Annotated in this window: 13 protein-coding genes; 1 reads left to right on the top strand and 12 read right to left on the bottom strand. The window is 38.4% G+C overall.

The window, feature by feature from the left end:
* Positions 1–50 precede the first annotated feature (50 nt).
* The 12 genes from GVN22_RS22225 to GVN22_RS22170 all read right to left on the bottom strand — a co-directional run bounded on the left by GVN22_RS22225 (position 51) and on the right by GVN22_RS22170 (position 24,576).
* The gene (locus tag GVN22_RS22225) at positions 51–680 is read right to left on the bottom strand and encodes an RNA polymerase sigma factor (protein WP_166553212.1); all 630 of its coding nucleotides are present in this window, start codon (positions 678–680) and stop codon (positions 51–53) included.
* A gap of 324 nt (positions 681–1,004) precedes the next feature.
* On the bottom strand, positions 1,005–3,284 hold the full coding sequence (locus GVN22_RS22220; protein ID WP_166553211.1) for a heparinase II/III family protein: 2,280 nt from the start codon (positions 3,282–3,284) through the stop codon (positions 1,005–1,007).
* Positions 3,285–3,318: 34 nt separating this feature from the next.
* Positions 3,319–4,962, bottom strand: a complete 1,644-nt coding sequence (locus GVN22_RS22215; RefSeq protein ID WP_166553210.1) for a glycoside hydrolase 43 family protein — start codon at positions 4,960–4,962, stop codon at positions 3,319–3,321.
* Between the two features lie 175 nt (positions 4,963–5,137).
* Complete coding sequence (gene fucP / locus GVN22_RS22210) at positions 5,138–6,352, bottom strand: L-fucose:H+ symporter permease (RefSeq protein ID WP_166553209.1); 1,215 nt, start codon at positions 6,350–6,352, stop codon at positions 5,138–5,140.
* Positions 6,353–6,410: 58 nt separating this feature from the next.
* Positions 6,411–7,259, bottom strand: coding sequence for an ROK family protein (locus GVN22_RS22205; RefSeq protein WP_166553208.1), 849 nt, complete (start codon positions 7,257–7,259; stop codon positions 6,411–6,413).
* 20 nt (positions 7,260–7,279) lie between these two features.
* Positions 7,280–9,181 (bottom strand): glycoside hydrolase family 97 protein, encoded by a 1,902-nt coding sequence (locus GVN22_RS22200; RefSeq protein WP_240915741.1) that lies wholly within the window; start codon positions 9,179–9,181, stop codon positions 7,280–7,282.
* Between the two features lie 133 nt (positions 9,182–9,314).
* A complete protein-coding gene (locus tag GVN22_RS22195; protein WP_166553207.1) occupies positions 9,315–10,502 on the bottom strand; it encodes a glycoside hydrolase family 88 protein in 1,188 nt (395 codons plus the stop codon).
* 208 nt (positions 10,503–10,710) lie between these two features.
* Positions 10,711–11,739 (bottom strand): LacI family DNA-binding transcriptional regulator, encoded by a 1,029-nt coding sequence (locus tag GVN22_RS22190; RefSeq protein ID WP_166553206.1) that lies wholly within the window; start codon positions 11,737–11,739, stop codon positions 10,711–10,713.
* A 368-nt stretch (positions 11,740–12,107) separates the two neighbouring features.
* The gene (locus GVN22_RS22185) at positions 12,108–17,750 is read right to left on the bottom strand and encodes a cellulose binding domain-containing protein (RefSeq protein ID WP_166553205.1); all 5,643 of its coding nucleotides are present in this window, start codon (positions 17,748–17,750) and stop codon (positions 12,108–12,110) included.
* A 155-nt stretch (positions 17,751–17,905) separates the two neighbouring features.
* The gene (locus GVN22_RS22180) at positions 17,906–19,633 is read right to left on the bottom strand and encodes a RagB/SusD family nutrient uptake outer membrane protein (protein ID WP_166553204.1); all 1,728 of its coding nucleotides are present in this window, start codon (positions 19,631–19,633) and stop codon (positions 17,906–17,908) included.
* 36 nt (positions 19,634–19,669) lie between these two features.
* A complete protein-coding gene (locus tag GVN22_RS22175; protein ID WP_166553203.1) occupies positions 19,670–23,272 on the bottom strand; it encodes a SusC/RagA family TonB-linked outer membrane protein in 3,603 nt (1,200 codons plus the stop codon).
* A gap of 206 nt (positions 23,273–23,478) precedes the next feature.
* A complete protein-coding gene (locus GVN22_RS22170; RefSeq protein ID WP_166553202.1) occupies positions 23,479–24,576 on the bottom strand; it encodes a FecR family protein in 1,098 nt (365 codons plus the stop codon).
* A 300-nt stretch (positions 24,577–24,876) separates the two neighbouring features.
* Here GVN22_RS22170 and GVN22_RS22165 point away from each other — a divergent pair, with 300 nt between their 5' ends.
* Positions 24,877–25,506 carry an RNA polymerase sigma factor gene (locus GVN22_RS22165; RefSeq protein ID WP_166553201.1) on the top strand — a complete coding sequence of 210 codons (630 nt, stop codon included), beginning with the start codon at positions 24,877–24,879 and terminating at the stop codon, positions 25,504–25,506.
* Positions 25,507–25,705 lie beyond the last annotated feature (199 nt).

Here is a 25,705-nt window from a genome sequence, read left to right as displayed (position 1 = left end):
AAGGAGGAGGTTACACTACAAGCGTGTAAGGTTAAAAAAGAGTGATTTGTTTAAAAGTCAAGATATAAAAACTTGATAAATGGAAGTAGTAAAAACTCTGCCACCATTAACAAACTGCGTTTGAGATTCGTGAGCGAACGATGCAAAAAGTTAGCAACAGTTTGTCTTTCAATATCCATAATTGTGGCTATTTCCTCATTGGAAAGCCCTTTGTAGTACTTTAGAAAAATTACTTCTTGCTGTCGCTTCGAAAGTTGTGAAATTGCCTGGCGAATACTTTGTTCATTTTCATCCAACAACTCGGCGGCTATCCATTCTGATTCCATAGATTGACCATCACTTAAAAAATAAAGTTCGTCATTGAGGTCTGTGGGTGCACCAAGTCGTTTCTCTAGCTTCAGTTTTCGAAACAAATTATTTCGAAGCGCCTTAATCAAATAGACCGTCACGTAAGGATTTTCAACTAATCCTTCACGATGCGACCACATTTCGAGAAACAAATCTTGTAAGCAATCTTTAATAAACTCATGGTCTTTGGTGAAGCGAGTGGCGTAATTAAAAAGCTCGCGATAGCGTAAAGCAAAAATTTGGTCAAAAGCCTCTCCATCTCCCTGTTTAAATCGCAACCATAATTCACTTAATAGAGCTTCATCACGAGGTATATTTTCATTCACTTTCATAGAAAATAGTTAAAGTTTAGACATTCATAGTTTTGGTTTATCAATCTTTATTAATTCATAGGCTTAATTTAAGTATTAATGCAAAATAAAGCTGCATTAATATGCTTTAGGCTGTAAGCCGTAGGCGTTAGGCAAAAAAGCTTAGATTATTTCATGAGAAATACTTTTCAACTTTTAGCTTACAGCTTAGTGCTTAATGGAGGTAAAATTATTTTAATTTTGTCCACTAACTTATAAAAAATGGAGTTTTTCATATTGGTAAAAGTTTCTTTTGTTTTGAAATACTCACAGAATACCTACCATCAAAAGAAACTTTTAACACTTCTATTTCTGTAAATTTATAGAAAAATTTCCTTTTTGAAAGTCTACTTTCTGCATTTGCCCATTTACACTTAAATTTATGGGTTTTTCAGAAGCTGAAAATGTTGCACGAATCAATGGCTGTCCAGTCACTTGGATATCATATTTGGCATCCTTTTCTTTGACCACTAATGACAATTTAGATAATGAACTAAACAAGCTGATAGTATCCTTTCTTAAAAAGCTTCCGTATCCAATAAAATAGCTTGAAATGGTATTAGGCGCATTTTCAGGATACGAAATTGCCGTTAAGTAGGCGTCAGTTGTGTATCCTCCAAATGTTTTGATACTATTGAGGTGCATCAACCTACCATCAGCTTTGAGATTCAAATACACATCTGTGACTTTACCATCTTGCTTGATTTTCACCCCAATCATATCCTCTCCTGTCATTCTTTCAATTACTGGAATATTGGTATCGTTGATGGAATCTTTAAGAATAATAGCGGTGATAAATTTGGTTTGACGCACTTGCTCTGGATAACCAATACTGTAATACTTTTCTTGCTCCTTTACATTTTCTTCATTCGGGGCAAGGATTTCATTAAGCGTCATTTTTTCAGGAAAATCATGGTTAAAACCTGTTTCAACTAAGGTTTCTGGAAAAAGTGGTCTGACCAATACCGCTCCTTTTTTGTTGACGATACTAATATCTCCACGCACTTTTTGAGATTCGCCAGCAGGATGCAATAACCATTCAAATTTTCCTGTTTCATGCGCTTTCACGTCGTCAATGACTAAAATGACTTTACCTATCCATAGAAAATGGCGAAAATTTCGAGAGTAAATCCACGACGTAGGTCCAGTACCGTTCGACATCACATATTTAATATCGCCAGCGTCTAACAGTTCTGACATTTCGCCACGGAGCGGTGCTCCATGATATTGTTGTTCTGTTGGTTGATATTTTCCATTAAAAGTCAAGACGTTGTGCGCAGGGCTTTGAAAAAAATAGGCTGGATATTCTTTGGAGGCATACCAGCTATGCCCTGCATCCTTGATAACAAATTCGCCTTTGTGAAAAAGCAAAAAAGAGTTGACATCGGCATGAGAGTGATTCCATGTATGACCAGATTTTACTGCCAACAATGTCGAATTTTTCTTCCAAGAATCCCTGAGCGTTGCCCAATCCATATCTTCATATAATTGCGAAGTTGGAAGATTGGGTAATTCAGGCGATTTAGAAAAGTCAGGATGAAAAATCAAGCCCATCGGCGCATTTTTTGCCAGACCTTCACGATGCTGTCCCGTTTCGATATTATTCAAATACCACAAAGCATTGGGATCTTGGTAGCCCAATGCCCATAGCAATTTGACTGGTCGTTCGCCTACGATATTTTTATGACTATCCCCAAAAGTCAACGAGTACATCATTCCATCACGAGGATAACCCACATTCATAAAAAAGGAGGGAATATTTTTGAGCAAAGGAATATCAGGTTGTTTTACTTTAGGCAAAACATTTTGAAAAGCCAAACGAAACAAAAGATACTCTGAAACGCCGAAAGAAGCGTAATTTACACTTTCATACATTCCACCTTTCGCATCCCAAGTTTTGACTTTATGCTGTAATTGATCTCCCGTAAAACCAAACCATTCTTCGGCAGAAGCACTCAAATCTTTGAGCCATTGAGCTGATTCTGGAACTTCATCCTTCACCGAAAGTAACGCCACACCAGCCATATATACACAAGATGACCACCAGTTATGACCCATAGAGTTGAGCGTATGGATTCTCTTTTCAGGCAAAAACCACTCGTCCAAAGCAGGACGAATACCCATGCGCATCAAGCCTGAAACAATAATTTTTCTATCGTCCTTCGACAACTGGTCATAGACGCCCTCTAAGCCCATTGTCACAATCCAGCAATTACCTGCTGTTCGCAAATCGGACGACCAAGCTGGTTGGCGTTTCAACATTTCAGGATTCGACCATGTGCTTTTGGTACAAAGTTTCAAAAGTTGTTCTTTTACTTTGTCAGCATAAACTTGCTCACCCGTCATAAGGTAAGCAAGACTCAAATAATCAATTTTATCCAAGTCAGGCTTTTCAAGTTGATGCTTAGCGACTGCCAGTGCTTCTTCCCAGTTTTTACGAACCTCCGCATCAGTTTCAATTCGTTTTTTTAAGAACGAAATTCGTTCTGGCGTAAAAAACAATTTTTGATGCTTCTGTGCCAAAGCACTCACTCCCATCAGCGTACTGAGGAAGAAAAGGAAAACTAATCTTTTATAATGCTTCATCTATTTTACTCAAGAAAAATGTTTAGTTACTGTTTTATTTTTCAACCCTTATCCAATCAAAATCAGCAAATCCTGCATCATTAATGGTATCTTCACGCGTTGCGAACAACCCAAATTTAGCGCCTATCCAACGTCCAACTTCTGATTGGAACGCCTCCCCTACTTCTGTAAAATTCTGATTATCTTGACTATAGCTAAACTTGCATAATCCATCATCCTTCATAGCAAGCCTCAAATAAATAGCCTGCTTGGGATCGACCAATTTGATTTTGGTTTCTGTTTCTGGCTTGTGGTTGTCAGCATCCTTGCAAGTAGTGTAGGTGAGCCAAACACCATCTTTTGCCGATTTTAAGGCAATATTGGCATAGCTAAAACCCAAAATAGTCAAGCCTACTTTTTCATTAATTAACCTTTCACATGGGGTAAATTGCAACTTGGTGGTAACCGTAAAAACAGGAGCAGGAAACTTTTGAAGAAGTACATTAGGTGTCCACCACAAGTTTTCTCCAGCTGGAATTTTATCAGTAAACAAGCGAAGAGAACCTTTGCTAGGATACATAAATGCCCAAGTGACCTTTGGATTGGCATTCCACTGCCACTGTAAACCCAAATCGAGCGAATTGAATTCATCGGTATCTTGTGGAGTCTCTATAACCGTTGGAAGGGTACTTTTGGGCTTTTTGTAAGTGGTAACAGGTTCACCTTTGCCATCATGATCGGGGTCTGTGCCAATGACTGGCCAAGCGTTGTTGAACGACATAGGTTGCAAATGTACCACTCGACCAAATACGCCTTTATCCTGAAAATGTAAAAACCAATCTTCTCCAGTTGGTGTACTCACCCAAGCACCCTGATGAGGACCATTGATTGCCGTTTTACCTTGATCCATCACAACCTTTCTTTCGTAGGGTCCATAAATATTTTTGGAACGAAATACCAATTGCCAACCTGTAGCCACGCCACCTGCAGGAGCAAACACGTAATAAAAACCATTTCGTTTATAGATTTTAGGTCCTTCTAAAGTTGGGTCTGTTTCATGTCCATCAATGATAATTTTACCAGCATCCAGTACTTTCGAGCCATCAGCACTCAATGATTTTAGGACAAGAAAACTCTTAATTCCTGCACGACTACCCGCGAATCCATGAATTAAATAAGCCTTTCCATCCTCATCCCAAAAAGGGCAAGGGTCAATCAATCCTTTACCTGCCTCAACCAACACTGGCGTCGACCAAGGTCCTGCTGGATTTTTCGAACGAATTACATAAATTCCATAATCAGGATCGGGATAGTAAATCAAGAACTCACCTTTGTTATATCGAATGGCTGGTGCCCAAACCCCTTTTCCATGTTGTGGAGTATCGAAAACTTCTTTGGGCGTTTGAACTATCAACGCATTTCCAATAATTTTCCAATTGACCAAATCGCTGGAACGTAAAATCGGTAGTCCTGGGATATTTTCGAAGGAGGAAGCAACCAAGTAATAATAATTGCCGACACGAATGGCATCAGGATCGGAATAGTCGGCATGGAGTACAGGATTTTTGTATGTACCATCTCCGTTATCGGCCACCCACGCTTTTGATACAAATGGCTTTTGTGCCAGAAGTGCTTTATCGTTAAAGCATAAGCCTCCTAATAGCGTTATTTTGAAAAGTAGGTTTTTGAATGAATCCATTGATTTTAGATTAAGACGAGTATTGATATATCAAGAATTTCCCTTAAACAAGTGATGAAGGTTTACTTGCTTAAGGGAAATCAATTTTCTGAAATAGAAAAAGTAACTTTGATATATTCAGAATTGAGTTTCTGAGATAAGGAGAAGAATCAGGTCTTAAGATACCCTATTCGTATTATTTTTTTATTTTATATAACCTAAATGCAAAAACTGCAATAACCAGATAGCAGATTATTGGTAGATAATATGCCTGAGCGACATTCTGGTTGGCAACTAATCCCATCAGAAGAGGGAAAAAGGCACCACCGACTACGCCCATTGAAATAAAGGACGCGCCTTGTTGTGTATGATTGCCTAGGCTCTTCAATCCTAAACTAAAGATGGTCGGAAACATGATGCTGAAAAAGAAATTTATCATCATTAAGGCACTGTAAGAAATCCAACCCCAAGCTTGTGCTACCACCAGACAAGCAATGATACTACCTGTAGCAAAGATTCCTAAGAGCTTGTTTGGAGCAATAAATTTCATCAGGAAAGTCCCCACAAAACGACCAAGCGCCATCATTGCCATAAAAACAATCATGTAATTAGCAGCTTGTTCGTCAGAAAAGCCCATGACGTCATGTCCATAATTAATAAAGAATGACCATGTTCCTGCTTGGGCTGCAACATTGAAAAACTGTGCGACGACTGCCCAGATAAAATGTTTTTGTTTCCATAATGGAGTCTCTTCCTCCGTAGTATCTGACTCAGTACCATGATGACCAACCTCTAAATTAGGCACTTGAATAAAAGAGAATAATACGGCAACAACAGAAATGGCTATTCCTATGGAAACATACAGACTTTTTACAGAACCTAAATCATTTCCCTCATTTCCACTAGCTCTCAATAGAAAATAGGATCCAATAGCAGGACCAATAATCGTTCCGACAGCATTGAATGATTGGGAGAAATTGAGTCGTTGGTCTGAGGTTTCTTGCGAGCCAAGAGCGGCTGCAAAGGGATGTGCTACCGTTTCGAGCGTCGCCATTCCACAACCTAAAATGAATAAGGCCAATCGAAACATTCCGAAAGATTCGGCATTCGCAGCAGGAACAAATAAGAACGTGCCCGAAGCAAACAGGACTAAGCCAAACAATACGCCAGCTTTATACCCAAATCGCTTCATGAATAGTCCAGCAGGAATACTCATGATGGCATACGCACCAAAAACGGATAATTGAATGAGACCAGATTGGGCTTTGCTTACTTGAAGTACATTTTGAAAATGTTTGTTTAATACATCGCTCATGGCGTGTGCAATTCCCCAAAGCATAAACAATGAGGTAACGAAAGCGAAGGTAACTAAGTACGTTCGCTCCGTTAAAGAGGCTTTAATTTTGGACATGATTTTGGTGTGCTTTAGGACAGAAACCGATAGCAATAATGTTTGATTAATTCATTAATCATTTATGGCTAATGGCACCTAAAAGTGATGCTTCTTCGTTTAAAATAGCTTTATGTAGTTGAATCGTTGGGTTGTATGCTGCCAATTGTTGAATAATGGTTGGGAAAAACTTCTCTGAGGCGTGGGCAATATTCCCTCCAATAATGATAACTTCTGGTTCGAATCGTTTGATAAAACCATGAATGAATGAAGATAGATTTTGACCAAAATCCTCGAATAATTTACGAGCAATCACATCAGAAGGATATAATTGTACCAATTGTTTGACACCTTCAATGGAATTTTGAGTTTTTAACTGATAAGTATCCACAAACCAACGAGTGGATATATAATCTTCGGCTACGCCCTCCAGCATAGGATAATTAATACCTAAAGCCATATCCTGCGCTTCGCCATTTTGATAAATGGAAGTACCTAGCCCTGTCCCAAGCGTAATACCTATTCCTTTTTCCAAACCTTTACCTGCTCCAAAACGCATTTCGCCAGCTAAAAAGGCTTCTGAGTCATTGCGGAAAACGATATTTTGCACATCAATCCCCAATCGATCTGAGAGTTCTTGTTTGATGTTGAGTCCATACAGCGATTCGTATTTATTGACATTTTTCATCAAACAAATCCCTGTGAGGTAGTCAAATGGACCTGGCATCGCGATACCAATTCGACCATCTTCTGAGCCCTGTAATGCCTGCTTGATTGTTTCTGCCCAAATACTCAAAATTTCTTCAGCACTACCATGTGGATGAACTTTTGCTCTTGATAAGGTAGAAGCAACGACCTCTCCTTTTTGTAAATCAACTTGGGCTGCCGTAATATGCGAGCCTCCAATATCAACACCTATATGTTTCATAATTAACCTGTTTCTCTAAACTATTTTTCCTCTTCAAACCAAATGGCGTATCCACCCGATGCCAACAAATCCACCTCCAGTTTGCTTGTGTAATCCACGCTAATAGTTTTCATCCCTACTTTGGTAGCAGTATTTACGTTTGCATCATCAAAATAGAGATGAGCTTTATACTTTTTACCTACAGTTAAAAAACTAAAGTCTATCGTCAGCTTACGGGCAGCGTTGTTAGTCATACATCCTAAAAACCAATCATTTCCTGACTTACGAGCAATCGTGATATATTCACCCATTTTACCATTTACTACTTTTGTTTCATCCCAAGTAGTTGGGATTTTTCGCCAAAACTCTAATTCAGGTTCATCCTTACTTTGTGATGGTTTATCGTACCAAAACAGCGTTTGAATTGGACTGTAATAAACCGCTGCCATAGCTAACTGATGAGCATGGGTAGTCTTAATTCGATTGGTGTAATAGCAAATCGTATAATCCGCCGCGCCACCAATATATCTGGTAAAAGGAAGCATTACATTATGAGAAGCATCCGGCATTTCTTCGTTTCCTCTAATACCCTCGGCCGTCATGAGGTTCGGATAAGTTCGCATCTCACCAGTTGGTCGCCAGTCGTCGTGTATGTTTACCATTAAATCATTGGCAGCACATTTTTTTATGGCCTCCTCTACCCAAGTTGTCCAATGTTGAGAACCCACTTGTACAAACCCAAACTTAATGCCTTTAATACCCCATTTTTTATAAAGCGGGAAAATCTCATCTGCTTGTTTAACCAAAGATTGAAGATTTACATACAGCCAAATTCCAACACCCTTTTGCTTTCCGTATTCCACTACAGCAGGCATATCAATAGGTGCTACCACTTTGGCCGCATCAGTATCCCAAGTCAAGGCTGGCCCATACCATTTCCAGTCAAACAGAATATATTGGAGGTTATTTTTCGCAGCAAAATCAATCGCATCTTTGGCGCCTTGTGTGGTCAAAGTCATTTCACGAATAATTTTCCCTGGCTTAATCCAATCTGTTTTGGCAATTTTATTGGCAGGATTTAGGTTCAAAAGAATATCATTATTTTCGATGAGTTGCCCCTCCGACTCCGCTACCATGATTACTCGCCAAGGCGTTCCAAAATAGGTAATAGCATCTACTCCTCCGTACAAGCTCGTTTGAATGGTATTCTTTTTGGTTTTGGATAAAGCGAATTTTCCACGAGCGTAATTCACCATTTCGGCTTCTGCCAAACACGCCCACAAACCATTCGCAAGTCTCAATGGCATCGGTCTTTCTCCCGAATCCACCCAGTCTTTTAACGGAAGCTCTTGATATTTGCCTTGTGCCCATTGTGTATAGAATGCCGTTGTTCCAGCAGGAAGCGAAAACTCTGTATTCTCGGCTGTAATCTGGTAATAAGAGCCTTTCGGATTTTCAGGGAAGAAATAGCGGAGAGCTAGCCCTTCATTGTACAATCTCACCTGAATATCCATTTTATAATCATGATTGCTACTTTTTTGAAAAGCGATCGTAGCAGCAGAATAGCGATTTTTTATCACAGAACGTTCACCATACAAAGGCTTCCAAACTGAATCTACTACAGATGAACTCGCTCTGAGAAACTCCATATCTTCACACCATTTGGTAGTTTTATCTACCTTCAATGCCATGGCTAATTCAGATAAATGATTGTCTAACTGAATATCTAGCTCTGACTCCAAGATGATTGGAGTACTATTGTAGGTAAGGGTATAAAAAATTGCTTTATGCCCTTTTTTATCCAATTTTTGATAAAGTTGACAAACTAATTTTCCGTCAGGAGATTTGACGGTTTGAAGGGTTTGAGGAATAAGACCTTTCTGTGCGAAGGCAAAAGAATACCCTAAAAACAGGCACAGGGTCATGGTAAGAGTTCTTATCATAATGTTAGAAATGATTGTTTTTGTTTGTTACTCATCCGTCTATTCGGTAAAACTATCCAATCCAAATAGGTGTAAATCTAAAACCCCAATAGACGAGATGAGTAAGTATATTCAGAGGTTATGTGACATTGATTTATTGATGTTTGAGCAATTTCTTGTATTTCAACAAGGCCTCGATATAATAATAATCTCCATAAATAATAGAAGCATCTACCTCTCCATTAATTGGTCTATTTCCTGTGGAATGTAGCAGAAATGCATTATTTACTTTTCTACTCTGATATTCGGCAGACGATAAACTTTCTACCATTTTTTTAGCCTTGGCTAAATACAAAGCCTTCTTTTGTGGACTTTTCACAAAGTTGGCTAAATCAAATAACGCCGATGCAGTTACGGCAGCCGCAGAAGCATCTCTGGTCGTATTCGGAATTTCTGGCGTATTGAAGTCCCAGTAGGGAATCAAGGTATTATCAGGTAAATTTTTTAAATACACATCGGTCACTTTCTGAGCGAAATCTAAAAATTGAGGGTTTTTAGTAAATTGGTAACACATGGTAAAACCATAAATTGCCCAAGATTGTCCGCGTGCCCACATGGTATGATCCGCATAACCTTGATGGGTCATTCCTTTGATTTTTTTCCCAGTCAACGAATCATACAGCACCACATGATACGAGGTGTAATCATCACGAAAATGATTTTTCATAGTAGTTAGTGCATGTTGCTCGGCTATCTTGTAGAGCTTTTTATTCTCTCCATTTTTAGCCGCCCAGAACAACAACTCTAGGTTAATCATATTGTCGATGATGGTATTATGTGCACCAAATTTTTTCACTTCTCGAGGCCATGATAAAATCGTCCCTACTTTGGGATTATAAAGCGTTGCCAATGTATCGGCAGTAGCGAGAATCACCTTCTTATAGGTAGAATTAGCCGTTAAGCGATACCCATTGCCATAACTACAAAAAATCTGAAAGCCAAGATCATGATCGTAGGCCTTTTCTTGGGATAAAGGTTTTAATTGTTTATCAAATCTTTCGGCCTGCTCTTTAAAAAGAGGATTCTTGGTGCCCTCGTACAAATACCATAAAGCGCCAGACCAAAAACCACTGCACCAATCTTTGTAATCTACAAGTCGCCAAGCTGTTTTATCCTTCTCGATACTTCTTGGGATATTATTCCCTTGACCATCGGCGGGTAAAGCGTTGATAGTTTTTAAGGCTTGTGTCGCACAATAATCAATTTCTTTTTGAGGATTAAACTGCGCATTTACGGTCCAAGTCAAGCAAATAGCGATACAAGTAGTCAATATTTTTTTCATAGCAATTCACTTAGCTTAAAGGATTAAGCTATCAATTAAAAAAAGGGATAAATATTAGCGCTGTGGGCTTTATGCCATAAGCTAAAAGTTAAAACATGTTATTTGTAGAAATAAAGGATATATTTCTGCTTAATGCTTTTAACCTAGAGCGTAATAATGCAATTTTATTTTGCATTATTACTTTTCTATCCACACCTTATAGGTTCATCTAAGCATTTTTGCGCATTTTACTCGACGAATCTCTGATAATAAGGTGTGCAGGCAAAACGGTTGTTCTATTGGTATACTCGTTGGTATCTTGCATGTGTTCCAACAAGTCATTAATCAGTTGTTGAGACATTTCCTGAATCGGTTGAGCAATCGCTGAGATAGATGGCTGATGAATACGGAACAAATCGTTGTCATCAAAAACCATCATGCCTAACTCCTCTCCTATTTTTACTCCCATGCGATTTAGCAACTCTATTCCTGTGATAGCTAAATAGTTAGTAGCAAAAAATATCGCATCTATTTGAGGTTCAGTTTTTAGCATATTCTCAATTTCCGCCATAATCAAATGTTCTTTGGCAGCACGATACTCCACTTTTTTGACAAAAGAAGTCAAACGGTTTTCATAAATCGCTCTTTCATAGCCTAGCAAACGGTCTATCATTTGGGGCTGAACTGAGTCGAGCGTTACAAATGCAATATTTTTATAATCTTGTGAAATAAGGTATTTCGCTGCTTGATATGAGCTTTCGAAATTGTTCATTCCCACATAACTAATATCTAAATCATTACAATTCCTATCAAACAATACCACTGGCAACTTACTATCAATCAGATATTTAATTTCATTGTCAATACCTTCTGTAGGCGTAATGATATACCCATCTACATTACGATCTCTGAAAGTATCAATCAGCTCTTTGGCTTTTTTAGGGTCGTTTTTGGTACTACTATAAATGATTTTGTAGCCATTCTCATAAGCTACATTTTCGATATGCCCTGCTACACTAGCAAAAAATGGGTCGGCAATATCTTCAACAATCAAGCCAATCACATTCGTTTTGCCCGTTCGGAGACTCTTAGCCAAATGGTTGGGTCTGAAGTTATTTTCTTCAATAAAAGCTGTTACTTTTTTTGTTAATTCGGGACTAATACGTTTTTCTTTGGCTTTTCCATTAAGGATATATGAAACCGTAGCAGTAGAAATTTGAAGAGCGCTTGCCACTTCTTTGATAGACATTTTTTTCATCTACAAACACAATCGTTTTAAGTTTTTCGGGAAGTAGCATACAAGTTAAACGATTATTCTCATAAAAAAACCTAGTTTTTGAAAAAACATCCATCCTCTCCACAGACTGCATTTCTACTTTTTCTTAAAAATCTATGAAAAATTATTGATTTTATAATGAATCATATACTCTTAGTGCAATTTCTAAGTAGTCCACAATAAAAAGATGCCACTTTTTGAATTTGATACCCTTTTATGAAGAAAAATATGTAAAAAAGTTTTGACAGGGTAAAAGTTAAGCTCGTAAGCAAGCATTTCGAGAGACACTGGAAACTATAAAATAAAATTCGAGAGCCTCAAAAAGACTCTCGAATCTGTAAAAACCTGATCTATTTTTGAAGGATTAGCTTAACAGATGGCATATTTCCTAATTGGATGTAATACACCCCTGTTGTCAATTGGTCTGGTAAATTGAGTTCTATTGTTCTCGTCTCACCAGCCTCTACTATCTTCTCAGTAATAAGCATCCCAGTGCTGTTATATACTCGAATTGGAACATCATTTTCCAACTTAATGTCATTTTTCAACGCTACTTTGACATTATTTTGAGAAGAAGGATTAGGATATACACTGTACTGTATCAATGCCAGATTATCCCCTATTGCATTATTGGACAAGGCATTAGGCTCAGAGCCGAATATTAGATTCCCCTGATAATACACTGAAATTTTGGTATTTAACAACAAAGAATTTCCATTGACATTCATGTATGAATAGTCATCATTTTGGTTGAAGTTACTCCAATCAGTTTTCGCAATTCTAAAATTGATATTTCCCGAATTTGATAAAGGATAAAGGACGCCAGCTGTGGCGTTAAAACCAAGATCAAAATAGGAATCTGCGCCTTGTTTGTTAGAAACACTGCCAAAAGTTCCATTAACCTGAGCATTACCTATCTGCACATAGTCAAAGAAGGTGTTTAAGTTGGCACTTCCATCTTTGGTAAACCAATAGCGAACTTTCAGATCCTTGTAGTTTACAGGGCTATTCCCTTCATTATTGAGGGTTAAATAGGTACTAATAGTGTTTGAATTGGGTTGTGACTTTGAATTTGCATACACTTTCAGCGACTGGTTGACAGGTACCAAAGACGGCTCTTGCCCCCAAATCAATTTACCATTTCTATACACCGTAATGTTAGTCACCAATAAAGTGGAATTGGTATTTGACCATGAATAATCGTTTTGTTCATTCAAATCTGACCAATCTGTATTGGCAAATCTTGATTGAATTACACCTGAATTAGCATTTGCTCCCAGATTACCTGCCGCGGCTAAAAAGCTGTATTCTACATATCCTAAGGCATTATTTCGTGGATTAGGCAAATTAGCATAACTCATTTTGACATTCGAATTCCCAAGTGCTGCATAGTCAATCCATGTATTGATGCCCGTATAATTTTCTGGAGTAAACCAGTACTTCACCGTCAATTCGTTGTAAGGGATTGTATGATTACTTTCGTTTACTAAGGTCAAAAATGGTTTAATTTGATTGTTGGTCGTACTATTATCTCCGTTCTGATATTTTATTTTAACAGAACTTAAAATAGAAAAGCTCCTAGAGATATTAGCAGCAGGATTATAATTGCCATTTCCTGATTGTGAAGCAGTAATTTGTACAGTCCCAACGCCCACTAATTTGATTAGTCCATTAGAAATTTTGGCGATACTTGTGTCTGAGCTTACTAATGAAATAGCCAAACCTGCATTAGAAGAAACCACTGGAGTAAAGTCTGCTTCGTCGATGTACTTATTAGTTATTTCCTCAAAAGTAATCATCTGGTCTAGCTTTTTGATTTCCACGATTGCCACATCGCTGGAGGGCGAAACACAACCATTCACAACACAAGTAGCTGTATACGAATAACTTCCTACACCAGATATGGTTAATGTATTTCCTGAGGTATTATTTGACCAGCGAACGATACCAGAACAACCAGAAGCAGTTAGAGTTACTGGATTTGGCATAAAATAGACTCCTGCACCCGAAATACTTGGAGCTGTCAATGAGACTCCTACCTCCACTTGCAAGGTATCTGAGTTTTCACCATCTGCTAAAGCATAAATGACTGTGTGCATTCCAGAAGATAAACTTGTAGGATCGAATACACTTACGGGATTACCATCTACTGTAAAAGTTCCACCCGAAGGGGTTCCTGTTAGTGTTACAGCAGGAGCATTTTTACAGTAAAAAGAACTAAGATTCGTAATATTCACTGGCACATAGTATCTGTTGCTCAGAACAAAACTCGACAGTGGTGAAACATTATCATAAGAAACAGTAAAGCTGTTATTTTGACCTAATTGTGGCGTGCTATTGGCTACTTTTTCCCAAGTATTTGTTGAGGAGTTATAACGAATAAGCTTCATTCCTTGAGTGGCGCTTGCCCCTACATTCAAATCAGAAGCGTTGAATCCAAACTTTAATGAACTACTTACCGCATCAGAAGTTTTCAAGTTCCATGTACGATTAACGGCTTGCTGGATAGTTTGAGTCTCCAACCCACTTGGGCCAAAGCCTGTTTGAAGACTTGTTTCGACCACTGTTGCAGCGTTAGGGGTAATTGTAACAGGATTGTAACTTGTGTTAGACACACCCACCCAAAGAGGCGTTGCCATTCCAGCGCTCAGAGCCTGTTTGTAGACTGCGTTTGGAGCCATGGTAAACCATAGTTGACCCGAACCATTTGTGGTATGACCATTGGCACTAATTGGGGCTATGGTCAAGTTTAAAGGCGCCGTAGTAGCATCAATGATTCCTCCGTCTGCTACGTTTACAAAAATATTTTGAGTGGCAGCATTCTTCGCCATTCTAACATCAGAGCCCAATTTCAGTATTCCTTGAGTTCCCACATTTACGGCGATTGTTTGAACCGCTGAAGGATTGGATGTACTGGTGTTGGAATACAAGACAAAATGTGCTTGGCTTACATCTAAAGTTCCCAAAATATTGTAGGTCATATTCCCATAATTTTGCGTTCCACCTAATTTCAAGGCGGCTACTGTATTATCCTCTGTCGCATTAGTTGGGGAATGAAATGAGCCATTGGGATTAGAAATTTTTACCGTTTTTCCTGCATTAATAGTCAGCGTTTTATTAGAAGTTCCTGCCAATAATGATAAGGTATTTATCCCACTGGATTGCACACTGTTGTTACCGAAATTCATATCTATATCAAAAATGATATTTTGGATATTGTTACCAGTTGGTTGAAAACGAGCAATATTCACTATGCCTGTACCTGTTACCGTTGGCGAACCGCTTCCCCCGAGATAAAGTCTGATTCCTTCTCCAACGGTGCTATTGCCTGTGGTAGTTCCTCCTAAAGTTCCATCTACACGAACAACAGCGTCATTGCCATTGACCGTCAAACTAAAAACTGACCCACCTGGTGCGGTTGAAGATTTATACACCCCTGAACTTTGAATAGAAAAATTCTTCGCCACCGTTAGATTACTTGAGGCAGTCCAAATACCTCCTACAAAGACATCACCATTTGCTGTAATCGCACCAGTATGTGTCATTGTGCCATCCATAATCAAGGTATTGGCTACTGTGAGGGCAATTGTTTCTGTGAGTGTTGCTTGCGCATTGACTGTCAAACTTTTGCAAGAACCTGCTACGGAAGATAAGGTAACAGTATGTCCTGCTAGAATATGAACATTAGTATTGGCAGTCGGAGCTGTTGTGGTTGAGCTTGCGATTCCGCCGTTTCCATCTGAAATATTCCAAGTTCCACCATTCCAATTCATATTACCCGAGGACAGATAATCTCCAGCGGCGATACCCGTCACTAATAGCGTGCGACTTACGCTTTGTGCTGCAGCATAATCATCATTCCCTTGTTGAGAGGCTGTAATCAGACAAGAACCTACACCAACTATTTGCACAAGTCCATTGACAATTGTTGCTACGGAAGTATTTGAACTTGTATAAGTTACAGGTAGTCCAGAACTTGTACTGGCACTAGGATTGAAATTCGCCGCACCAAAAGACTTTGTAGCAATGGCAGGAAATGAGATCGTTTGTGTTGGTAAAGCACCAAGGTATTCCACCACGATATTATCCAACTTGAAGGCATTAGAAACTCCTACTATTTTGATTCTCATGCTTTGAACACCTGCATGTAAACTCACTTGTGGCGCAATGGTAATCGTTTGCCAATCAGAATTTCCATTTGCAGGTATATCAAATTCGCCCGTCTTATCTGTTCCATCAAACTCAATTTTGATTTTCCCTCCTGCTGCAAGAACCAAAGCATTGATATTGATCTTAAAACGTCCTGCTGTTGGCACATTTACCGTATAGTTTACCCATTCTCCTGCCTCTAAAAACGTCAAGTGGTATCCTCCATTACTTCGACTTTCAATGTCAACCGCTTCGTTCGGACGAAATTGACCGCCAGTATTTGAGTTACTCAAATCGTAAAATGTTTTGTTTTGTCCATCGGTAGGCATATAGTCAAAGTTTTCAGCTTCGATTGTAGCAGGAAAATTGGGAATTGCAAAAACAGGTTTTCCATTCACAAAAGCACAAGCATCGCCAGGAGAAAGAGATGTTCTATGAAAAGTCAAGCCACCCCAACCAGGATAATCGACCTCAAAACCTTGGCTTTCAACACCTAACTCTTGTGTCGAAATATCATAAGCACGTTGTGTCCATTTGTAATTATTGGCGTTAACACCTATTCTATCTCGATAATGCCCCAATACCATTTCGGTAATCGGTGCACGGTCAAATTTAAACCCAGTAGCTCTTGTTGTTGCGGTTTTTCCTTCATTGAGCGGATTCATTCTCAACGATTGCCATCTACCAGTTCTATCACGGCGTCTAATAAATTCACCTGATTCAACTGTCGGTTCCCAAGGAGTTGTCTGGTCAGGATAAGGATAATTGAGCGAAACATTGTAACGATAGCTGTACTCCATCCCCTTTAGCAATCGATTATCAAGAAAACTATAGATATCATCGCCTTGATTCCAAGCCATTTCACAAATGGTCAAGATATTCCCTACCCCATTCAAAGAGTGAGTTTGGTCTCGGGCACTTTCTTGACATTGTCCATTTTCCCAAACATAATTTTGAATTAATTCATTGTACCCATAATCAGGAACAGAATTATCAAAGCCGTTCAACGCATATACCTCTTGATATTCATTTGAGGCACTGGTCGGAGTTGTCCCATTGATTGGTGGTCCAGCTGGATAAGGAAGGTCATCAGCACGGTGAGGAAGCCCTTTTAGGTATCGAATAGAGCGTTCGTACATCACCCGATTATCCAAAAAGATACCCATAGCAGCGACACCTCTCATCCCGAAGATTCCTTGATTGCCATGACGACCTGCATCGCCATTGTACATAAACCAATAGAAGGTCACTTCTTCATTATTAATCTGAGCGGTTGGTTCTACCGTGGACGAATAACCTGGGTAAACTAGCATAGACTTAAATCTTTCAAGGTCGGTCGCATTCCATCCAGTGTAGGTATGCTTGATAATTTCGGCACCTTCCAACAATTTCCATATTACACGACCAGCATCCAAACTTCTAGTACCACCCGTTTTGATTCTTTGCAGATAGGACCAAGCATTGAATATCTCCACTGCTTTTTTGGCATGACGCTCATCTCCTGTTACATACCACATCAAGGCATTACAGTAGGCGGCTAGTCCATCGTATTTGATGTCATCATAATTAAAACCAGTTATGGTCGAAACCGTTGCTAAAGTCGTACTACCATTGCCTCGAACAGCATAGCTATAACTGGCATAAGGACTTTGAGAAAGAGATTTAAAGGAGGATTTCCATGGTTCGATTCCAGCAGCAACCATGGCTTTCATCCTGTCTAAGTCAGACTTTTTGTGAGATACTCCAGGATGTGTGAAGGTTTGTGCTTGAGTATGGACATACGGCATCAACCCTACAATTATTAGAAACAATAATCGTAGTTGCCACGTTAAATAAGTTTTCATGTTAACGTTTAGTAAATGTTAGAAAATCAAATTTCGAGGTTTTAAGTAGAAGTGTAGGGCGTTTCAAGAAGGCAAAATTAGGGAGTGATTAGGTATGCTAGGAATAACGTATAGGGCATTACTTTGTACCCTATACGTCATAAAATTATTCAGGATTACCAGCCAGCGTTCTGTTTCAAATTAGGATTTAACTGAATCTGTTGTGATGGAATTGGCAATAAGTAATTTCTGTCCTGCCATCTTCTTCCCGATTCAATGCGATATACTCCATTGACAATGTTGTTTTTAATACCCGTCCAATAGGTTTCATAAGCTGTGCCTGTCCATTGAATCCCTTGAATATCCGATGGTAACTCTGTTTCAGCAGTTTTCCAACGAATCAAATCATCTCTTCTAAAGCCTTCAAAATACAATTCAATGTTTCTTTCACGGCGAATTTCCGTACGCATATCCAAGCCATTTGCCGAAACAAAAGCATTGGTCAATTTTGGCATGGTCTTATTTACACGATTACGTACCAAATTCAATGAACGATTCAAGTCCACGTCTGAAATAGAACCATTTCTTTCATAAACTGCCTCAGCATAATTCAACAATACCTCTGCATAACGAATAACAGGGAAATCATACCCTTCTTGGTTATCATCTAAACGGCGTTCAGTCGCCCATTTCTGATTGGCATAACCTGAATTTGAATTAGATTTATGTTTACCTCTTGATGCAGCAATATCTGCTGCATCACCTTTCCAAGTTACACGCGCGCCAGGATTTTCATTATCCCAGTAGTAATTTCCATCAACCATCATATTGTATCGCATACGATTATCACGGTTTTGGAATTCTGATGTCGTAGTCGCAAAACCTCTAAATAGAGGCGATTTATCAATAGGCAAACCATCCTGACACAAATACTGAGTAGCAAACTTACGAGTGACCCAATATATGTTATTAAGTGCCGAATGCGTAATATTTAATCTAATTTGGCGACTAGCAAAATCGTATCGGTTCGCCAAAATATATTCTTTATTTGCTGCCTTCGTAATATTGGCTGGATTTGATTGCTGATTTTCCAATATAAACATATACTTCTGTGCTGAATCACCCAAAGCAGTTGGTGCAAACAACTCATATAAAGAACTTTTCATAACCTCATCATTGCTCGAGATAGATTTGTCAAGCAAAGTATTGGCACGAGCAGTATTTCCTCTAAACTTTTGCCAAGTACCTTCATACAACGTTACTCTACCCAAAAAAGCCTGTGCTGCCCCTTTACTCACTCTACCTTTATCAGCGGCAGCAATAGCAGATTCCAATGGTAAATCCGTAATAGCGGCCTCAATATCTTGGATGATAAAATTCACAATTTCTTCTCTTGTATTTTGTGGGGAGTTCAACTCGCTTGAAGTGGTCGTCAATGTTTTGGTAATCAACGGTACTTCACCATATTGCTGCAACAAGTCAAAGTAGGTATATGCTCTAAAAAACTTTGCCTCTGCTACAAACTGTTTAATATCAATAGGTTGTGCATACGCACTTGCTTTTTCGATTAAGTAGTTAGTGGCACGAATTCTTGAATAGGCACTATTCCAGTTACCATCCGACAGCGGAATTGTGTTGGTACCGTTGCTAAAGGCATTGCCACCAGAGACAAATACAAAGTCAGCACGACGGTCAGAATGTGGTGCATCATTTAGAATATCTGAGAAGCTACGCAAATAAGTATAAAATTCGTTGGCAGCTAACTTGAACTGATCGGAAGTTTTCCAATAATCGGCATCCGAAATTTCATTGATAGGCTTTAGGTCAACCAAGTCATTACAACTAACGGTGGTAAACAACAGTCCAACTAAAGCCGCTTTAATATATATCTTATTGATTTTCATAATCTTAATTCATTTATATTTTCCTAAATCCTCTTACTAGAAAGTTAAGTTTACCCCAAATGTGAAATAACGATAGAATGGAAATCGCTGACTCGTTGTACTAACATTAAGGTTGTTAGAATCGCCTGCATTAGATACTGTTCTTTGAGCCTCGGGATCCCAACCATCGCGAATTTTAGAAAATTCATACAAATCGTTTCCAGAGAAATATACTCTCAATCGCTCTATTTTCGCTTTTTGTGTAATTGCTTTAGGAATGGTATAACCTATCACTAAGTTTTTCAAACGTAAATATGAACCATCCTCAGCTACCCAGTCAGATGGGAAATAGTTGTAATTATTGATTGTACCTGTTGAAGAAATACGTGGCAAAGCAGCATTGGTTCTTTCTGGCGTCCACCACTGATCTAAGAAGGCAGCGTTTTGGGCTTGGAAAATTACGGCTGCAGGAATTCGCCAGTTACCATCACGAATAATAGTACGTTTTCCTACTCCCTGTAAAATAAAGCTAAAATCAAATCCTTTGAATTGCAAACCACCATTTACTGAATAAGAATAACGAGGATTATCTGTTCCTAAATAAACGGCATCCTCAGGGAAAGTAATTTTTCCGTCACCGTTTACATCTTTAAACATATTGTCGCCTAAAGCCAAACGACTATTGGCTTGTGCTGTTGCAACTCCAGAAGGCATACCAATGTTATTGCCTGTGATAAATTTACGATAATTGTCAAGTTGCTCTTGCGTTTGGATTCTACCATCGTAAACCAAACCAAAGTAAGAGTTGAGTGGATACCCCTCTACAGCCGAATTAAATCCACGGTTGGCACTGCTAATAAGGTTTTGTCCTCCAAAATTGACTAACTTATTTTGGCTATCCGAAATATTGAAGCCCAAGTTATAAGAAAGCTCACCCACTTTGTCTCTCCAATTCAATGAAAAATCCCAGCCCCAAACACTCAAATCGCCGTTATTTCCTGTCGGTGCGCTTGCCCCCATTACTGCCGAATAAGTACGACTCAACAACATATTACCATTACGTTTCCAGAAATAATCAAATGACCCAGACAAACGTCTTTTTAAAAGACCAAAATCTAAACCAATGTTCTCTGTCTCTAGTTTTTCCCACGTACGGTCATAAGCAACCAAAGTACCTGTTGGTGACACACGAACTACTGGACTAGTTCCTAAAATTGGGTAACTAGCATCTGTAGAGCTGGTAGAATATGCTAGGTTTAGGAATTGGATATAGTCATAATTACTAATACCACTCTGATTACCCATTACACCGTAAGAAGCCCTTAATTTCAATTCATCAAAAATATTCAAATTTTTAATAAACTCTTCTTGACCTAAACGCCAGCCGCCCGATACGCCATAGAATAATTTCCAACGATCTTGCGCTCTAAATTTTGACGAACCATCGTAACGTGCATTGGCTTCTACAAAATATTTATCATTGAAATTATAATTAAAACGAGCAAAATAACCTGCCAGTGCAGTATGTGTTTGACTTTCTGTCACAGTTTTTGAAGTCGGATCTCCAACGCTCAATGAAAGTGACGGAGGCACGTTAGCTAATACATCAAAAGTTTTAGCCAAATATATATTACGTTGGTACAATTCATACTGAGCACCTAACACGGATTTAATTGTCTGGTTTTGAGCAACTTCCTTCTCATACTCCAAGTATCCGTTCAAGTTGTAGTTGTTTTCTAAACGAGATGAACGCTGATAGAAACTTCTCGTAGGTAAATTCGAAATCAAAACAGTTCCAGTATAATCATACCATCCGATTGAATTACCCAAAGTACGAATATCGGTATCTAGTTGATAAAAACCTGCATATCCCACAGCCTTCAGATTTGAATTGAAAGTATATGTCAAATTCACATTTGAGTTCAAACGATTGTTATATTCCTTATTATCTCCACCTTGAAGTGCAATCTGATTTACAGAGGCATTTCCCAAACCCGAACCCCAAACATAAGGTTTCCCTGTCAAGCCCAAACCACTTAATGGCTTACCAGGCTGATTACCATTGTTCAACACATCTCCTAAATATGTTGGCTGAACAATATTCTGAATTTCATAAGAAATGTTTGTTTCTAACTTTAACTTTTTAGAAAATTGATAATCATGCGTAAGACGTGCGTTATATCTGTCTGAGAAATTATTTCCTACTTGTAGTAAACTTCCATCTTTCAAATAACCTAGGGAAATTCGGTAACCTGATTTTTCTGTAGAACCTGAAATACTCAATTGATGCTCGGTAGATGTGGCCGAACCCCAAAGCATATCTTGTTCAGTACCCGAGAAAAGCGTAAAATCTTTTACATCACCAAATAAAGATGCACCATTGGTACTCATAGCATCATACTCAGCTTTTGTTAACCATTGTTTACCAGCGGCTAACGCTTTTTCGGCAACAGCACCATAGTTATACCAAATATCTGTCGCAGGAAAACCGTCAGTGGCGCGTGCTTCTTTCACAAATGGAGCCCAACCTTTAATATCCACTAACTTAGGGAGTAACCCTACTTTTTTAATGGAAGTCGAACCATTATAATCAATCACAACTTTACCAGATTTGCCACGCTTGGTGGTAATCAATACGACACCACCAGCCGCACGTGAACCGTAAATCGCAGCAGAACCGTCCTTTAGGAATGATATATTTTCGATGTCGTTAGGGTTAAATGAGTTCAACGCACCTACCGACGGCACTGGCACGCCGTCTACAATTACCAAAGGTTCGGTAGAATTGACCGAAGCGGCTCCACGGATTTGGAAATTCCAACCTTCACGCCCTGACTGTGCAGAGTTACGAGTGACTGTCACCCCTGCAACCTGACCTTGTAAAGCTGCCAAGGGGCTAGATACAGGACCACGATCTTTAAAAGTTTGAGCAGATACTGTTGCAACCGAACCCGTTAATGTTGCTTTTTTGGCGGTACCGTAACCTACCACTACGACTTCATTGAGGGACTTTACGTCTGACTCTAGAGTAACGTTAATAGATACACGTTTTGCTATATTGATTTCTTTTTTGTTGAAACCTACCGACGAAATAATAAGTGCTCCTGCTTCTGGTGCAATGATACTAAATTCTCCTTTTTCGTCGGAGGTAGTTCCTTTGGTAGTCCCTTTAATGATGACACTTGCACCAGGAATAGGCTGTCCGTTTTCATCTACAACCTTCCCTTTTACGGTCTGGTCACCGAGCATGATTGTCGTATTGATGCGAGTTTCGAGGTTAGCAATAGTCGATAACATCATATTCTTTTTCAGAATAATTTTATTACCAACCATCTCATAATCAACCCTTAAAGGTTTAAGCAAATGCTCCAAAACATTATCTAGTGTTTCATTTTTTGCTGAAATGCTTGAGGTGGCATCACCACCAAAAATTTGTGGATTGTACATAAATCGTACATCCGACAACTTTTCTAATTTATGTAAAATGCTTACAATCGATTGGTTATTGCTTTGAACACTCAGTCTCTGATTTAACGCACTCTGAGCCACACCTTCTCTGGCTTCGGCTATGGTTGTACAGATCATCGCAATAAGCACCTGATAGAAACTTATCCTCATGACTTTTAGGATTGTTTTTTGAAATAGTACTTTGTTTTTCATACTTTTGTTTGATTTGTCGTATTCGAATCGGCAAATACTCCCCCAGCACACTTTTTGAGTGTGAATCATCATTGCCAAAGAAGATAGGGAGTTTTGAAGCGAGGGTGCGGGAACACCTTCGCTTCTTTTTTGTGGCTAATAGCCGAGTTTTTTACATAATAATAAGGTTTACTTTTTTAATACTAAAAATTGATAGCATTCGACGTTTAATAACAACCGTTAGAGTATATCACAATTTGCGCATCTACTTGTTCGTATTTGGCATCAATTGTTTTACAGATTAAATTAAGTTTCTCAAAAAGTGGTTCATCGTCTAAAGAAGCTGTCAAATAACAGTTTTTCATGACCTCTGCATCATACACAATATTGATTCCGTAAGCTTTTTCCAAGGTTTTGAAAACTTCAGCAATTGGTACATTATTAAAATCAAATACCTGATTCTGAATTGGTACCTTAAGTAAATTAGGAGAATCCACCAGACTTCTAATCATTCTCTTATCGGTTTCATCAAACACCACTTGTTGGTTGGGTGTTAGTACCAATCCTTGTAATTTTTTATTGGTTGTGTGTTCACCAAGATTGCTTACCGTATTTTCAAAAACTGATACTTTCCCTGTTTTAACCACTACTTTTACCGTTTTATCGGCTTCATTGGCTTGTATTAAAAAGCTTGTACCCAGTACTTTAGTTACCAATTTATTCGCAAAAACATAGAATGGTCTTGATGGATTTTTGGCGACTTCAAAGAATGCCTCTCCTATCAATATTACCTTCCGTTGTTCTTTTTCAAACTTTTCTGGATAAAGAATCTTACTATTTTTTTGTAAAACAATTGTACTTCCATCTTCCAAGTTTACAGTCATCTGATTATCGGTGGTATTTTCCTTCGTAACCCATTTCAAAGCAGAGCCTTGCGCCAAAGCAATATTATTTTCTATTTGCTGAGAGGCTTCACGACGCTGATTCAACCAGAATAGTCCTAAAATCAGTAAAATAGAAGCAGCAGCATAGAAAATTTTGTTCCACGGCCAACGAACAACCTTATTCTGAGCCTCAGACTCATCCAATCGTTCATTAAGTTTTTCTAGTTCAAAAGCGACTTCTGTATCATTTACATTTTCAAAAGCTTTGTAAATCGACAATAAAATGCCTTTGCTTTCCAAAACATCAGCTCTTTTATCTGGATTTAATAGCATCCATTGTTCCCAAAAGGCGGTATCTCCTTCCGAATTTTCCAAAACCCATGCTCGGAAAGAATCATCCGAAATAAAGTCTGTTGGTTTATATTGTCTATAATCTTGCATAGGATTTATTGCACTTTTTCTATTCTTCAATCATAAGATGTGAGAATACTCCTGTGATACTCTTTTTTTTAAAATATTTTTTTGTGGACTTTGCCTACACGTATTTTAGTAACAAGAAAAGGTAAATTTACGCTTAATAAAGACTAAATATATTTTCATTAAACGTTTAATCAAGTTGTCATTTTTTGGTAAAAAAGTAATATGCCTATTTATTTTTAGAAATATCAGCAAAGTTTTTTCGTAAAAATATATCATTATTTATTTTTTTTGTTACATTTGCTTAATCAATTAAGCAAAATTATGGTAAAGTCAGCCTCTCTATCAAAAAATAACGAGTTGTATGTATCCTTGTGGGAACAAACTCAGCTAGGTGACCGTGCGGCATTCAGTAAATTATGCGAGGCACATTATCGTCTATTGTTCAATTATGCTTTGAACTTTACTGCCGACAAGGAAGCCATCAAAGATGCTATTCAAGATTTGTTTCTTCAGTTATGGGAAAAACGGGCAACCATTGGGACTATCAATGTGATGAGTATTTATTTGATTAGAGCGGTTAGAAATAATTTGCTATATCAAATGCGTAAAAATAAATGGCAGGATTTTAGTGCTGATGTAGACTCTGAGGAGGCCAATATCGCAGACGAAACCAATGTTGAAGACCAATGGATTTCGACTGAAATATACTCTCAAAACGAGCAACGTGTTAGAAAAGCGCTTGAATTATTGCCCAAACGCCAACGAGAAGTTCTTTTTCTTAAATTTTACCAAGGACTCAGTCATGATGAAATTGCTGATTTGATGAATATCAACAAGCAGTCGGTATCCAATCACTTACAAAAATCGATGACTACTTTAAGAACACTTTTTCCGAATCATTGGGAACTTTGGGTAATAACTTATTTCATTCAGCTAAAAATGACATTATAATCCTTTATAAAAAGTATGCTCCAAGAATTTCTTGGAGCATATCTTGACTATTCATTATCTATCCAAAATAATTAATACACTGTTTTAGTTCAGAGTGTTGAATTATGAGTTGTGAGTAAGCATTTGTCCTTGCCTAAAATAGGTTGCCCTCAAAAATCAACTAATGATGGCAACTTCAAAATCTAAAACTGGAAAAAGT

It is taken from the genome of Cellulophaga sp. BC115SP, from assembly GCF_009905545.1.
GTDB lineage: Bacteria > Bacteroidota > Bacteroidia > Cytophagales > Spirosomataceae > Flectobacillus > Flectobacillus rivi.
Note: the sequence above shows the minus strand (reverse complement) of the source record. Positions and strands in the feature narration are given on the sequence as shown.

Bases quoted from the DNA above. Each gene is read 5' to 3' on its own strand.
- GVN22_RS22225 (WP_166553212.1), bottom strand. From the start codon at position 680: ATGAAAGTGAATGAAAATATACCTCGTGATGAAGCTCTATTAAGTGAA.
- GVN22_RS22220 (WP_166553211.1), bottom strand. From the start codon at position 3,284: ATGAAGCATTATAAAAGATTAGTTTTCCTTTTCTTCCTCAGTACGCTG.
- GVN22_RS22215 (WP_166553210.1), bottom strand. From the start codon at position 4,962: ATGGATTCATTCAAAAACCTACTTTTCAAAATAACGCTATTAGGAGGC.
- fucP (WP_166553209.1), bottom strand. From the start codon at position 6,352: ATGTCCAAAATTAAAGCCTCTTTAACGGAGCGAACGTACTTAGTTACC.
- GVN22_RS22205 (WP_166553208.1), bottom strand. From the start codon at position 7,259: ATGAAACATATAGGTGTTGATATTGGAGGCTCGCATATTACGGCAGCC.
- GVN22_RS22200 (WP_240915741.1), bottom strand. From the start codon at position 9,181: ATGATAAGAACTCTTACCATGACCCTGTGCCTGTTTTTAGGGTATTCT.
- GVN22_RS22195 (WP_166553207.1), bottom strand. From the start codon at position 10,502: ATGAAAAAAATATTGACTACTTGTATCGCTATTTGCTTGACTTGGACC.
- GVN22_RS22190 (WP_166553206.1), bottom strand. From the start codon at position 11,739: ATGAAAAAAATGTCTATCAAAGAAGTGGCAAGCGCTCTTCAAATTTCT.
- GVN22_RS22185 (WP_166553205.1), bottom strand. From the start codon at position 17,750: ATGAAAACTTATTTAACGTGGCAACTACGATTATTGTTTCTAATAATT.
- GVN22_RS22180 (WP_166553204.1), bottom strand. From the start codon at position 19,633: ATGAAAATCAATAAGATATATATTAAAGCGGCTTTAGTTGGACTGTTG.
- GVN22_RS22175 (WP_166553203.1), bottom strand. From the start codon at position 23,272: ATGAAAAACAAAGTACTATTTCAAAAAACAATCCTAAAAGTCATGAGG.
- GVN22_RS22170 (WP_166553202.1), bottom strand. From the start codon at position 24,576: ATGCAAGATTATAGACAATATAAACCAACAGACTTTATTTCGGATGAT.
- GVN22_RS22165 (WP_166553201.1), top strand. From the start codon at position 24,877: ATGGTAAAGTCAGCCTCTCTATCAAAAAATAACGAGTTGTATGTATCC.